Raw genomic sequence first — 13,416 nt, 5'->3', positions numbered from 1 at the left:
GCTTATACCGTCAGCCGATACCCGGCCGGCGGTATTTTTAGGTTGCTTGGAATAGAGATTACAGTATGCTATAATTGGAATCCCGTTTTTTCCCTGCCCCCCTTGCTTTTTTACATAAATAAATTTATAATGTATTTTAATTATCCATAGAAAAAGGTGACCGCAGATATGGCAAACGAGGGAACAAAAGAAAAATTGGATATTGTTTTGGAGGCTCCTGCAGACTTTACAAGCCCGGAGGAGCTTTACCAGGATTTAATCCGCAGCATCCGCAGATACCATCCTTCGGATGATATTACAATGATTGAAAAGGCATACCGCCTGGCAGATAAGGCTCATCAGGAGCAGAAGAGAAAGTCCGGAGAGCCGTATATTATTCATCCTTTATGTGTAGCTATCATACTGGCAGATCTGGAGATGGATAAGGAAACCATCGCGGCAGGGCTTCTTCATGATGTGGTTGAGGATACGATTATGACGCTGGATCAGATGACGGAGGAGTTTGGTTCAGAGGTCTCCTTTTTGGTGGATGGAGTTACGAAGCTGACCCAGTTAAACTGGGACAAAGATAAGGTGGAGATTCAGGCGGATAACCTGAGGAAAATGTTCCTAGCCATGGCAAAGGATATCCGGGTTATTATCATAAAGCTGGCTGACCGGCTCCATAATATGCGTACCGGCCAGTACTGGAAGCCGGATAAGCAGAAGGAAAAGGCCAGGGAGACCCTGGAGATCTATGCCCCCATCGCCGACAGGCTTGGTATATCAAAGATTAAGATAGAGCTGGATGATCTGTCTCTCAAATTTTTAAAGCCGGAGGTTTACTATGATCTGGTGGAAAAGGTAGATCTGCGAAAGGATACCAGGGAGGCATTTGTTCAGGAGATAGTAGACGAAGTAAGGCGCCATATGAGGGAGGCTGGCATCGACGCTACAGTTGGCGGCAGGGTGAAGCATTTTTTCAGTATTTATAAGAAAATGGTAAACCAGAATAAAACACTGGATCAGATATACGATTTATTTGCAGTGCGTATTATGGTGGAGACAGTGAAGGACTGCTATGCGGCCCTTGGCGTGATTCATGAGATGTATAAGCCCATTCCTGGCCGTTTTAAGGATTATATCGCTATGCCCAAGCAGAATATGTATCAGTCTCTCCATACTACACTTATAGGAAGCAATGGGCAGCCCTTTGAGATACAGATACGCACCTTTGCTATGCACCGGACGGCTGAATACGGTATTGCGGCTCACTGGAAATACAAGGAGAGCGGAAGCGGGCAGGTGGCGGCCGGAAGAGAGGAGGAGAAGCTTAGCTGGCTGCGCCAGATATTGGAGTGGCAGAGGGACACAGATGATTCCAAGGAATTTCTGAGCATGGTTAAGGGAGATTTGGATCTGTTTTCCGACAGTGTTTACTGCTTTACCCCCTCTGGAGATGTGAAGACCCTTCCCAGCGGATCAACGCCCATTGATTTTGCATATTGTATACACAGTGCAGTTGGCAATAAGATGGTTGGGGCCAGAGTCAACGGCAAGCTGGTACCCATCGAGTATGTAATTCAGAACGGAGATCAACTGGAAATTATTACCTCACAAAATTCCAAGGGCCCCAGCAGAGACTGGTTGAATATTGTCAAGAGCACCCAGGCCAAGAACAAGATCAATCAGTGGTTTAAGAATGAGATGAAGGAGGACAATATTGTCCGGGGCAGAGAGGCCATTGAACGGTATTGTAAGTCCAAGGGCATTAACTGGGGCGAGATAGGAAAGCCGGAATTTATGGAAAAGGTAATGAACCGCTATGCCTTTAAGGACTGGGATTCTGTTCTTGCCTCCATCGGACACGGCGGCCTGAAGGAGGGTCAGGTCATCAACAAGATGGTGGAGGAGCGGGAGAAGAAGCTGAAGCGGGAGATCTCTGATGAGGATGTGCTTAAGGGAATTGCCGATACGGGCGGCAGATCCGGCGAAGCTACGGTTCGAAAATCCAGAAGCGGAATCGTAGTGAAAGGTATCCATGACCTGGCTGTCCGCTTTTCAAAATGCTGCAATCCGGTACCTGGAGATGAGATTGTAGGCTTCGTCACCAGAGGCCGTGGAGTTTCCATTCACAGGACAGACTGCATCAATATTATCAATCTGCCTGAGGATGAGCGGGGACGCATGATTGACGCGGAATGGCAGGTGGCAGAGGGAGCCAGCGGCAACGAGCAGTATTCGGCTGAAATTCAGATTTTTGCCAATAACCGCATTGGCATGTTCGCAGATATTTCCAAGGTATTTACGGAGAAGCAGATCGATATTACATCGATGAATGTGCGTACAAGCAAGCAGGGGAAGGCTACGATTATAATGACCTTTGATATTCACGGTACAGAAGAGCTGAACCGTCTGACAGATAAGATACGCCAGATTGAGGGTGTGATGGATATTGAGCGTACAAGCGGTTAAACATCGGAAGGGAAACCCTTGGTCAGCTTGGATCGAACTTACGGGGCTATAGAAGGGAGAAAAAAGATGAGCAATATACGGATTGAAACCTGGGTTCTGGGAGCAGTGAGCACCAACTGCTATTTGGTTTACAATGAGGATTCCAAGGAAGCCGTGGTGGTGGATCCGGCTGGCAATTATCCTTTCATTTCCAACAAATGCAGGGAGCTGGGAGTTACTCCGTCCGCCGTACTGCTGACCCATGGACATTTCGACCATATGCTGGCCGCGCCTGAAATACGCCGGGCATTCCAGCTAAAAATATATGCTTCTGAGACAGAGGACGCTATGCTGGCCGATCCTGGACTGAATCTGTCGGAACGCTTTCAGGGGATGCCGCTTGGCTTTCACGCAGATGAGTTTGTAACAGATGGGCAGGAGCTGACGTTTCTTGGCGTAACCTGGAAGGTTCTGGAAACGCCAGGCCATACAGCCGGCTCTGTCTGCTACTATATACCTGAGGAGCGGCTGCTTCTGGCAGGGGATACTCTGTTTAGGGAGTCTTATGGAAGAACGGATTTTCCAACGGGAAGCAGCAGCCAGATGGTTCATTCCATTCTTGACAGGCTGTTTGTACTGCCTGATGATACCACAGTATATCCGGGACATGGGGAGCTTACGTCCATTGGATATGAGAAGCAGTGCAATCCCATGGCCTTTTACAGATAAGGGGCATTTCTTTATATAAGGTAAAGTAAGGACAGAAAGCGGGACAGATATGATAGGATTATTGATACAGGATAATGTATATGAACAGGACATCAGAGAGCTTCTGATGTCTTTTTATCCGGGGGAGACATACGCCCATGAGGTAAAGGATGGTGTGGATTTTTATGTGGAGACGCGGCTGGGAACCGGTGAAGTCGGAGTCTACATATGGGAGCCGGGAGCGTCTGAGGACGGAGCGGTTTCTGTGGAAGCGGAGGCTTTGGGCAGCCTTAGAAGCTCCACAAAAACAGCGCCTAAACAGCCCCAAGTATGTCCTCCCGGCCTGACTGGCTTTTCCTTAACAGCCTGGGGGGGTCGCCCCGCGGATCTGACGGATCACTCCGGCGCTAAGAATGTGGTAAAGAAGCTGCTTTATGAAATGCTTACAGCCCGCACAGGCCGAACCCTTCCATGGGGGTCTCTCACCGGCATTCGCCCTGTAAAGATAGCCCTTGCAAGGCTGGAGGAAGGGTGGACGGAGGATGAAATCCGAAGGTTTATGAAGGATACCTATCTGGCCAGCAGAAGGAAAATTGATCTGTGCGTCGAAATTGCAGCCAGGGAAAAGAGACTTTTGAGGCCTTTGGATTACCAGAGAGGCTACAGCCTTTATATAGGAATCCCCTTTTGCCCCACCACCTGCATGTACTGTTCCTTTACCTCCTATCCCATCAGCAAATGGATGGGCCGTACCGGCCTTTACCTGGAGGCCCTGTTTAAAGAGCTGGAATATACGGCAAGGAAGATGGAGGGACGGCCGCTGGATACCGTTTACCTTGGAGGGGGTACGCCTACAGCCCTTCCCACGGAGGACATTGATTTGATTTTATGTAAGCTGGAAGGGCTCTTTAACATGCAGAATGCGATGGAATTTACTGTGGAGGCCGGACGGCCGGACAGTATATCTGAGGAAAAGCTTAAGACGCTTCGGGCTCATGGAGTTAGCCGTATTTCCATCAATCCTCAGACCATGAACCAGAAAACGCTGGATTTTATAGGCAGAAAGCATACTGTGGAGATGGTGAGGGAGAAATTCCATATGGCCCGCGAGCTGGGCTTTGACAACATCAATATGGATCTGATTATGGGTCTTCCCGGGGAAGGGCTGGAGGATGTGGAGCATACGTTGGAAGAGGTGAAGGCCCTAAGGCCGGATTCGCTGACGGTTCACTCACTGGCAATCAAGCGGGCGGCGCGGCTGAAGCTTTTTAAGGAGGAGCATGGAGAGCTTCAGATTCAGAACCCGCCGGAGATGATTGACCTGAGCGAGGCCTGCGCCCGTGAGCTGGGCATGGAGCCTTACTATCTCTACCGTCAGAAGAATATGGCAGGAAATTTTGAGAATGTAGGCTATTCCCTTCCTGGCAAAGCCTGTATTTACAATATCCTGATTATGGAGGAACAGCAGACCATCATCGGCTGCGGCCCAGGCGTTACAACTAAGGTAGTGTATCCTGCAGAAAACCGGAGGGAGCGCTGTGAAAACGTTAAGGAAGTAGAGCAGTATATTTCCAGAATCGGCGAGATGCTTGAGCGAAAGGAAAAAATACTTTATTAATTCCTCTAAAAGACTTGCAAAATCATAAAAGTTCATTAAAATATAGATATTAAACAAAACAGGATTGGAGAGCAGGTATGGCATTAGCGAAAAAACCGGTTACAGGTATGAAGGATATTACGCCTCAGGAAATGCAGATCCGTGAGTATGTGATGAACCAGATTAAAGAAACCTATAAAAGCTTTGGATTTTCCCAGATAGAGACTCCCTGTGTGGAGCATATAGAGAACCTTACCAGTAAGCAGGGCGGAGATAATGAGAAGCTGATTTTTAAAATTTTAAAGCGGGGGGAGAAGCTGAACCTGGAGCATGCTTCCTCAGAAAAGGATCTGGTTGACAGCGGTCTGCGCTATGATCTGACTCTGCCCTTATCCCGGTATTATTCCAATCACGCAGCGTCTTTGCCCAACCCATTTAAGGCTCTTCAGATGGGAAGCGTGTGGCGTGCGGACAGGCCACAGAAGGGGAGATTCCGCCAGTTTGTCCAGTGCGATATTGACATTCTGGGAGACGCCACCAGCCTGGCTGAAATTGAGCTGATTCTGGCCACCGCCACTGCTCTTGGAAGGATCTGTCCGGACAACGGATTTACCGTGAGGATCAATGACAGAGGCATTTTAAGGGGGATGGCCCTCCATTGCGGCTTCCCGGAAGACTCAATGGAGCAGGTGTTCATTATTCTGGACAAGATGGATAAGATCGGCCTGGAGGGCGTGGAGAGAGAGCTTTTAGAGGCCGGATATGCAAAGGCCAGCGTAACCGCCTACCTGGAGCTGCTTAAAAATGTGAATAAGGACGCAACAGGAGTCCGTGCTTTGGGAGAGCAGCTTTCCGACGTCCTGCCGGTGGAAATCAGCAGGAATCTGGCCCATATTATGGATACGGTTGCAGAGGTGGCAGAGGCCAGGTTCGGGCTGGAGTTTGATCCTACCCTGGTACGAGGCATGTCCTATTACACAGGAACCATATTTGAGGTTTCCATGAAGGGCTTTGGAGGTTCGGTTGCAGGCGGAGGCCGCTATGATAAGATGATTGGCAGATTTACAGGTATAGAAACCCCGGCCTGCGGCTTTTCCATCGGTTTTGAAAGAATCGTTACGATTTTGCTGGATAACGGCTTTACAGTGCCTGGAGCCACGGGAAAGAAGGCGTTTCTTTTTGAAAAGGGAATGGACAGCGGGGTTCTGGCAGGAATCATACGGGAAGCCATGCAGGAGCGCAGCAGGGGTGTTCAGGTGCTGGTAGCTCAGATGAACAAGAATAAAAGATTTCAAAAGGAGCAGCTTAGCAGGGAAGGCTATACAGAGTTTAAGGAATTTTACAGGAAGAGCCTGAAAAATTAAAGGATAGGCTGTACTGGAAGTATTGATAATTGGAACAGGGATGGTTAAAGAAGCCCTGACTGACAAAAGGAGATTAAATATGGGAGAATCAATGGTTGGGATGAAGCGTTCCCACAGATGTACAGAAGTAACTGCCGCTAACATCGGTCAGGAAGTGACCGTTATGGGATGGGTTCAGAAAAGCAGAAATAAGGGGGGGATTATTTTTGTGGATTTGCGGGATCGCTCCGGAATCCTCCAGCTTATTTTTGAGGAGAGCGACTGTGGCGAGGAAAGCTTTGCAAAGGCTGAGAAGCTCAGAAGCGAGTTCGTAATCGCGGTAAAAGGCGTGGTAGAGGCCCGATCCGGAGGGGTAAACGAAAATCTGGCAACCGGGGCAATCGAAGTCAGGGCCAGGCAGCTGCGTATTCTTTCCGAGTCGGAAACCCCTCCCTTTCCGATTGAGGAAAACTCTAGGACAAAGGAGGAGCTGCGCTTAAAATACCGCTATCTGGATTTAAGAAGGCCGGATATTCAGAGGAATATGATGACCAGAAGCCGTATTGCCATACTTACAAGGCAGTTTCTGGCAGAAGAGGGCTTTTTGGAGATTGAGACTCCTACGCTGATCGGAAGCACGCCTGAGGGCGCTCGGGACTATCTGGTTCCCAGCCGTGTGCATCCGGGCTCCTTTTACGCGCTGCCACAGTCGCCCCAGCTTTTTAAGCAGCTTTTGATGTGCTCCGGTTATGACCGCTATTTCCAGCTGGCCCGGTGCTACCGTGACGAGGACTTAAGAGCAGACCGCCAGCCTGAGTTTACACAGATTGATATGGAGCTGTCCTTTGCGGATGTGGAGGATGTTCTGGATGTAAATGAGCGGCTTCTTCAGAGGCTGTTTAAGGAGATCCTAAATATTGACATTCCACTGCCTATACAGCGTATGACCTGGAAGGAAGCAATGGATCGCTTCGGCTCTGATAAGCCAGACATGCGGTTTGGCATGGAGCTTAAAAATGTTTCCCAAGTCGTGAGAGACTGCGAGTTTGCCGTGTTCAGGGACGCTTTGGATAACGGCGGCTCAGTCCGCGGCATTAATGCTGAGGGACAGGGAGGGATGCCCCGCAAGAAGATAGACGCTCTGGTTGAGCTAGCCAGGGGCTTTGGGGCCAAGGGCCTGGCTTATGCAGCCATTCAGGAGGACGGCACAGTGAAATCTTCCTTCTCAAAGTTTATGAAGGAGGAGGAAATGACTGCTCTTGTAGCTGCAATGGGAGCGAAAGCAGGAGACTTGCTTTTGTTTGCCGCTGATAAGGACAAGGTGGTATATGATGTGCTGGGAAATCTCCGTTTGGAGCTGGCAAGGCAGCAGAATTTACTGAAAAAGGATGATTTTAGGTTTCTGTGGGTAACAGAGTTTCCTCTCCTTGAATATTCAGAGGAGCAGGGCCGCTTTATGGCAATGCATCATCCATTTACTATGCCAATGGAGGAGGACTGGCCTATGATCGATACCGATCCGGGAGCTGTGCGTGCCAAAGCATACGATATCGTCCTGAATGGAACCGAGCTGGGAGGAGGCTCAGTCCGTATTCACCAGGCGGACATTCAGGAGAAAATGCTGGAGGTTTTGGGCTTTACAGCGGAGCAGGCCCAGGAGCAGTTTGGCTTTCTTCTGAAGGCATTTCAATACGGCGTTCCTCCTCACGCGGGCCTGGCCTACGGACTGGATCGTGTGGCTATGCTGATGGTAGGTGCAGACAGCATCCGTGACGTAATCGCCTTCCCCAAGGTCAAGGACGCTTCCTGCTTGATGACGGAGGCGCCCACGCCGGTTGATCACAAACAGCTGGAGGAGCTGAGCATTGAGATTGTGAAGCCTGAGGGGCAGGAAGGCGCCTCCTTTTCCAGCTAATAATAAGGGGAATTGATAGAACCCGATAACAAGAAGCAGGAATTGATAGCGTAAAACGTCTGTGGGGCATAATGCTTCACAGACGTATAGTTTACATAAGTACAGAGCGTCTTCCTCCAAAAGCCACTGTAATCATCAGTGCTGGGGCCTTATTCCGGGCGAACAAAGGAACCGCATTTTCCTGCTTTAACCAATCCTTCTAAAGCTCTTTATTTTTCTCTAGTTCATATATTGAGATACCCTCGGCATCTTCATCCGCATTTTGGATCACGTCTCTGCAGCGTCAATCTTAACCGGAGTGCTTTGTTCAGGCGTCAGGTCCATTTCGTAAAAGGATCTGCGATATTCGCGCTGATCTCAGAATTTCTGTATTGCTCTAATGTTAGCATTCTGCGGAAATCACAGGCAATTTCATCTTCTGTCCAATCGTAAAACTAAGAACCCATGAAGCGGAAAAAGTCTGAATAAAAGGCAGATATTAAAAACTGCCCTTATTTACATGGCAATCGGGACGATATATATAATATTATGCTAGTATAAGACGGCCCTGCCGGAGCTTTGTCCATAAGCAATAGGGGAGCTGCGCCGTATCTATAGCGCCGTCTTTCAGCTGCCAGAATTTATATGAGAGGAGAAGAAACGCATGGGGGTTAATAAGGGGAGGAACGTAATTTTTATCCTTTTATTTGCTGTGGGTTTGGTTTCTTTTCCTTCTTATGCTGAGGGACAGGGAGAAGAGGTTGTGGTGGAATTAGGCAGTATAACTGCAGAACAGGGGGCCCCTGGGGGAGAAGGGCAGCAGTGGGCGCTGCAAACGGAAAGGCAGGCCATATTGAAACCGGACATAGGTATTAAGAAAACTTCCAACGCCGAGTCGAAAGCAGAAGCTGAGGAGTCCTGCGGTATGTTTGAGGTTACGGGATATTGCGCCTGTGAGATATGCACGGGAGATTACAAGCTTACCTATTCGGAGACGATACCGAAGGCAGAGCGCACGGTTGCAGCTGATCTGCATGTTTTTCCACTGGGAACCAGGCTGAAAATTGATGGGATAATCTATACGGTAGAGGATACCGGGGCATCCATCAAGGGAAATAAAATCGACATTTTTTATAACACCCATCAGGAAGCGCTTGAAAGCGGCAGACGGTTTATAGAGGTATTCCGGGTAGAGGATACAGAGTAAGCTGCTGCGGATTCTTTTTTAGGGCTGCTGCTAAGCAGATGCTATATCTGTAAAGCAGCAGCTTTTTTGTGAAAAAGCAGAACTTTCTTATTCTGTATTTCCAACTGCCGTTTTTGATAAGCCGCTCTTGTATGTTTTTTGAGGGCTTTCTAGCACCATGACAGGTGTGCTGAGGCCCTTCCGTTTAACTTCCCGAATTAGCCCCGGTTCCATTCATAACAGGCATTTCCAAATCAGAGATAGTGATATTGGCCGGGTTTCCTAAAATGTAAGTTAACGCTTCCTGCTCAAACATCCCCGCATATCGAATGCTTAGCACGGTAAAGTAATCATCCAGATTGTTAAATTCCAGTTAACTGTATGTTTCTTTTGTATATCACTTGAATTACAGCCTTGCATAAAGCACGACAGGAAAATCAGCGGTGCAGGCAGTCAGAAATCATAAAGGCCACATTCCGGTGACTGGGCGATCCAGCACATCAGAATGTAGCCCTTTTTCATAGGAAGCCAGAATCGGTTTCGGCAAAATTGCTTAAAGTGTGGCAATAGTTTTCAAAAGAACTTCCTCAAAATTAGCTCTTATCTCGCATTCCCACAGCACTATGACCTTCCATCCAGCAGCCTCTAACGCTTGAATATGTTCTTGATCTCGCTGCTTTGTACGCTCTATCTTTGGGCCCCAATACGCTTTGTTGGATTGGCTGGCATGAGCATAATGGCTACCGCAATCATGTCCGTGCCAATAACAGCCGTGGATGAAAATTGCAACTTTTTTCTTTGTGAACACAACATCCGGCTTGCCGGGTAGCACTTTGTAGTTCACACGATAGCGATACCCCATAGAAAACAGCTTTCGCCGCACTAAAAGCTCAATGCTGGTATCTTTGCTTTTGATATGCGACATGATCTCGCTTCGGCGGGCAGAAGAAACAGAATCAGCCATTACACAGACAAATCCAGCGGCAAATCGGAAATATCCTTTAGCCGCTTGCCCTTCACAAGTGTCTCCAGAGTTTCAACTGCGTCCTCGGAGCCGGCCTCTTTGACTGCACGTATTAGCTCATAGAGCGCAAAATGATATACGCAGTCAATATCGCCCGTGCCAAGTGCAAGTGAAGCCAGACGATTCGGCATTGGCTCTGCCGTTACTACAACGATGTGCGGCAGATGTCCTTTGCGGTTGCGAATCAGATTCAACGCCTCTGTCCGGCTGTTCTGTGCGCGGTCGCTGCGCATCGTGTATTTTGCAGAAACGCTTGCATGGAGAATGGGCTTACCTCCGTTGGACTTCCGAATATCAGCCATTTTGCTGATTTCATCATCTACAATGCACTGGACGGCATTGATCTCGCTGTCTTCATAGAGATCACGATAGACCACAACGTCAGGTGCAACGAGGTAGTCATTGCCAAGCGCGGCGGCCAACTGCGCGTTCTGCGATGTAAGTGCATTTAAGTACGCAAGATGCTCATACTGTGCGAAATCGCTTGTTTTCAGCTTATTGTTGTTGCCAAGCTGAAGAATTGTCCAGTTTCCGGGACGAAGGTCCTGCAAGTAGGGAAAGGTTTCACGCAGAAACTCCATCGTCAATGTCTCGAATTGTTTGCCAAGCGTTTGCCCGGAAATTTTGTCAACTGTGGAAACAGCATGATGCTGTTCTTCCACAAGAATATCAACGATTTTCCGTGCAATCGCTTTTGAGCCACGACTGCTGGTGTCCGCATTGGATGCTACTCCTACCGTGGTTAATGTCAGAGTATTCGTTTCAAACAACTGCTTGTGAAAGTGAAATCTCGCATTCGCTATCAATGCATCCATGTTCCAGACACTCCTTTATTTTTTCTCCAACTGCCTGTGCAACCGGGGGAGGAAAGGCGTTCCCAATCATCCGGCATGCAACCGTTTTTCGTTTTCCAAACGTCCATGTATCGGGAAATCCTTGAATCCGCGCCATCATCCGGCTTGTCAGCCGAGGCATTCCCTCAAATCCGGGAGCTGGTGCTTCATTTGCGATTCCGCGGCCATCCACGCCAAGCTCTGCCCATGCGTTACGCGCACGCGTGGGGCCAAGATCGGGGCCACCGTGTTTCTTGGAGCCGCCTACCAGTGTTGGCGCGATACGGTTTGCATTTGAAGCCCACCGTTTTGCACCTTCCCAGCCATTTTGTTCCATCAAATCACAGAGCGTATCCCCGACAGCCGGTGCGCTATCCGGTTTCTCGTCAGGATAGGCAAATGCGCCGGTCTGATCTTTCCGAATACCAATGATAACTACTCTGGGGCGGAGCTGTGGAACGCCGTAATCAGAAGCATTCAAGAGCTTGATATGCGTCACATAACCAAGTTTTTGAATCGACGTTAAAATATGGCTGCGGTATTCGTCAAAGCCTGAATCAAGAAATCCTCGGACGTTTTCAAGCATGACAGCACGCGGCTGAATTTCCCTGATAAGACGAATCGCTTCGGGAAAAAGGTCGCGTTCATCCTCCTGCCCGAGTTGCTTACCTGCAACTGAGAAAGGCGGACAAGGAACTCCGCCAGCCAGAAGATCCACGCCTCGGTATGTGCGGCCATCAAAGTTGTGGACATCGGCGCAAATCACATTCCACTCAGGACGGTTTTGCTTCAAAATTTTGCAATAATCTTCTTCATACTCGACAAGTGCAACATGAACAAAACCGGCCATTGCAAGCCCCAAAGCCTGTCCACCAGCGCCAGCACATATCTCAACACAAGTCAAAGGCTGCTGCATTTTCTTTTCACTCCTGTGTAGTTCAATCGAAATCATGATTGTTCTGTAACTCCTTCATCAATGAACTCCATGATCTCTCCTACATCACATTTGAGTGTTAAGAAAATCTTATGCAGGCTTTCCATAGAGACAAATTCATTTCTTCCCATCTTTGCAAGCACGTTGAAGCTGATACCGGCGGCATACTTTAACTTCGTCCGGTTCATTTTCTTGTCAATCAGTTGTTTCCAGAGCTTATCATAGGAAATGGGCATCGTAATTCTCCGTTCAGTATCAAGTTGATAGTATTATAGCACACGCAGACTTAACTCGCAAGATAATCTCACTGTGCTTGCTGCTCTCAAAAAATCCGTTCCAGCACTGCTTTTTACACCGGAACGAACATGTTTTCTCTCTTATGCCTTGACCCGAACCTTTGTTTCTGATATAGCAATCTTAACAGGTGCAGATGTTGTCTGCTTCTGAAACAACAAAATATTTTATCTGTGTTGTGGAGCCGCTGACGAAGTGTTGTCTTCCTAATGCCGCATGAAGAACAGAGTTTTTCTGAAACCTCTGTCTTGCCGGTATGGGAAGATTTTTTACCGTCATTCTTTATTCGAGGTTGTTTAATAGGTCCTTCGGTAGCTACTATTTTCAAAGTACATTCTTTGGTAGTTTTCTTATCAACCTCGCATTCACCTCCGGAAGTACTATAAGAAATGAATGTTTGTTGCAAGAGCCTCTCCTCTCAATAAGTTAATGCATGAAATAATAAAAAAGACTTGACAGTATGGTTTTTTTATATATAATTAAGATATAAACAAATGAACAACAATTCATATGAACATATAATGTATGTAGAAGGGTGGAGACGATGGCGGTTAACGATGTGGAGTGCTGTGACTATTATCAGGTTCACGAGGATGTTGTAAAGGCGGTTAATGAAAAGATGCCGGATGAGGATAAGCTTTACGATTTAGCGGAGCTGTTTAAGGTCTTTGGAGATTCTACCAGGATAAAGATATTGTATGTGCTGTTTGAAGCGGAGATGTGTGTATGCGATATTGCACAGATCTTAGGTATGAACCAGTCGGCTATTTCCCATCAGCTGAGAATACTGAAGCAGAACTGCCTGGTTAAGAGCCGCAGGGAAGGAAAGGCAGTATTTTATTCCCTGGCGGACGGGCATGTGAGAACGATTATTAACCAAGGCATGGAGCACATTGAGGAATAAGAAACAAAAATATCAGAATAATAGAGGATGGAGGACAGAAGGCATGAAGAAGAAGTTTAAATTACAGGATTTAGACTGTGCAAACTGCGCGGCAAAGATGGAGGAGGCTATCAGAAGGATCGAAGGGGTGGCAGACGCCAACGTGAGCTTTATGACTCAGAAACTGACCATAGAGGCGGAAGACAGCCGGTTTGATGAGATTATGGGCCAGGTGGTGGATGTGTGTAAAAAGGTGGAACCAGACTGCACAATTTTGATGTAATAAA

12 protein-coding genes are annotated in these 13,416 nt (G+C 47.9%); 8 read left to right on the top strand and 4 right to left on the bottom strand.

Translation table 11 applies throughout. The features are described from left to right. The first annotated feature begins 168 nt into the window (after positions 1-168). The 6 genes from FYJ39_RS11625 (at position 169) to FYJ39_RS11600 (ending at position 9,182) form a co-directional block, all read left to right on the top strand. The gene (locus FYJ39_RS11625; protein ID WP_154472629.1) at positions 169-2,454 is read left to right on the top strand and encodes a RelA/SpoT family protein; all 2,286 of its coding nucleotides are present in this window, start codon (positions 169-171) and stop codon (positions 2,452-2,454) included. A 66-nt stretch (positions 2,455-2,520) separates the two neighbouring features. Further along, complete coding sequence (locus tag FYJ39_RS11620) at positions 2,521-3,162, top strand: MBL fold metallo-hydrolase (RefSeq protein ID WP_154472628.1); 642 nt, start codon at positions 2,521-2,523, stop codon at positions 3,160-3,162. 49 nt (positions 3,163-3,211) lie between these two features. Beyond that, the gene (gene hemZ, locus FYJ39_RS11615) at positions 3,212-4,759 is read left to right on the top strand and encodes a coproporphyrinogen dehydrogenase HemZ (protein WP_154472627.1); all 1,548 of its coding nucleotides are present in this window, start codon (positions 3,212-3,214) and stop codon (positions 4,757-4,759) included. A 77-nt stretch (positions 4,760-4,836) separates the two neighbouring features. Next, entirely contained in the window at positions 4,837-6,102 is a 1,266-nt protein-coding gene (gene hisS, locus FYJ39_RS11610) for a histidine--tRNA ligase (RefSeq protein WP_154472626.1), read from the top strand. Positions 6,103-6,181: 79 nt separating this feature from the next. Next, positions 6,182-7,996 (top strand): aspartate--tRNA ligase, encoded by a 1,815-nt coding sequence (gene aspS, locus FYJ39_RS11605; protein ID WP_154472625.1) that lies wholly within the window; start codon positions 6,182-6,184, stop codon positions 7,994-7,996. A gap of 643 nt (positions 7,997-8,639) precedes the next feature. After that, a complete protein-coding gene (locus FYJ39_RS11600; protein WP_154472624.1) occupies positions 8,640-9,182 on the top strand; it encodes a 3D domain-containing protein in 543 nt (180 codons plus the stop codon). A 532-nt stretch (positions 9,183-9,714) separates the two neighbouring features. Here FYJ39_RS11600 and FYJ39_RS11595 read toward each other — a convergent pair. Genes FYJ39_RS11595 through FYJ39_RS11580 form a run of 4 tightly spaced genes read right to left on the bottom strand, consistent with a single transcriptional unit; the run spans position 9,715 to position 12,188 of the window. Then, positions 9,715-10,125, bottom strand: a complete 411-nt coding sequence (locus tag FYJ39_RS11595; protein WP_154472623.1) for a very short patch repair endonuclease — start codon at positions 10,123-10,125, stop codon at positions 9,715-9,717. Continuing rightward, a complete protein-coding gene (locus FYJ39_RS11590) occupies positions 10,125-11,000 on the bottom strand; it encodes an NgoMIV family type II restriction endonuclease (protein WP_154472622.1) in 876 nt (291 codons plus the stop codon). Before FYJ39_RS11590 ends, FYJ39_RS11595 begins: the two co-directional genes overlap by 1 nt. Beyond that, complete coding sequence (locus FYJ39_RS11585) at positions 10,948-11,970, bottom strand: DNA cytosine methyltransferase (RefSeq protein WP_235919814.1); 1,023 nt, start codon at positions 11,968-11,970, stop codon at positions 10,948-10,950. Before FYJ39_RS11585 ends, FYJ39_RS11590 begins: the two co-directional genes overlap by 53 nt. Then, entirely contained in the window at positions 11,967-12,188 is a 222-nt protein-coding gene (locus tag FYJ39_RS11580; protein WP_154472621.1) for a helix-turn-helix domain-containing protein, read from the bottom strand. The genes FYJ39_RS11585 and FYJ39_RS11580 overlap by 4 nt, the downstream gene beginning before the upstream one ends. 602 nt (positions 12,189-12,790) lie before the next feature. Between FYJ39_RS11580 and FYJ39_RS11575 the strand changes: the two genes are divergently transcribed. Continuing rightward, on the top strand, positions 12,791-13,150 hold the full coding sequence (locus FYJ39_RS11575) for an ArsR/SmtB family transcription factor (protein ID WP_154472620.1): 360 nt from the start codon (positions 12,791-12,793) through the stop codon (positions 13,148-13,150). 43 nt (positions 13,151-13,193) lie between these two features. Next, positions 13,194-13,412 carry a cation transporter gene (locus FYJ39_RS11570; protein WP_154472619.1) on the top strand — a complete coding sequence of 73 codons (219 nt, stop codon included), beginning with the start codon at positions 13,194-13,196 and terminating at the stop codon, positions 13,410-13,412. Positions 13,413-13,416 lie beyond the last annotated feature (4 nt).

The sequence above is a fragment of the Clostridium porci genome (assembly GCF_009696375.1).
Lineage (GTDB): Bacteria > Bacillota > Clostridia > Lachnospirales > Lachnospiraceae > Enterocloster > Enterocloster porci.
The sequence above is the reverse complement of the archived record's forward strand: the minus strand, read 5'-3'. Positions and strand labels throughout refer to the sequence as shown.

Bases quoted from the DNA above. Each gene is read 5' to 3' on its own strand.
- FYJ39_RS11625 (WP_154472629.1), top strand. From the start codon at position 169: ATGGCAAACGAGGGAACAAAAGAAAAATTGGATATTGTTTTGGAGGCT.
- FYJ39_RS11620 (WP_154472628.1), top strand. From the start codon at position 2,521: ATGAGCAATATACGGATTGAAACCTGGGTTCTGGGAGCAGTGAGCACC.
- hemZ (WP_154472627.1), top strand. From the start codon at position 3,212: ATGATAGGATTATTGATACAGGATAATGTATATGAACAGGACATCAGA.
- hisS (WP_154472626.1), top strand. From the start codon at position 4,837: ATGGCATTAGCGAAAAAACCGGTTACAGGTATGAAGGATATTACGCCT.
- aspS (WP_154472625.1), top strand. From the start codon at position 6,182: ATGGGAGAATCAATGGTTGGGATGAAGCGTTCCCACAGATGTACAGAA.
- FYJ39_RS11600 (WP_154472624.1), top strand. From the start codon at position 8,640: ATGGGGGTTAATAAGGGGAGGAACGTAATTTTTATCCTTTTATTTGCT.
- FYJ39_RS11595 (WP_154472623.1), bottom strand. From the start codon at position 10,125: ATGGCTGATTCTGTTTCTTCTGCCCGCCGAAGCGAGATCATGTCGCAT.
- FYJ39_RS11590 (WP_154472622.1), bottom strand. From the start codon at position 11,000: ATGGATGCATTGATAGCGAATGCGAGATTTCACTTTCACAAGCAGTTG.
- FYJ39_RS11585 (WP_235919814.1), bottom strand. From the start codon at position 11,970: ATGATTTCGATTGAACTACACAGGAGTGAAAAGAAAATGCAGCAGCCT.
- FYJ39_RS11580 (WP_154472621.1), bottom strand. From the start codon at position 12,188: ATGCCCATTTCCTATGATAAGCTCTGGAAACAACTGATTGACAAGAAA.
- FYJ39_RS11575 (WP_154472620.1), top strand. From the start codon at position 12,791: ATGGCGGTTAACGATGTGGAGTGCTGTGACTATTATCAGGTTCACGAG.
- FYJ39_RS11570 (WP_154472619.1), top strand. From the start codon at position 13,194: ATGAAGAAGAAGTTTAAATTACAGGATTTAGACTGTGCAAACTGCGCG.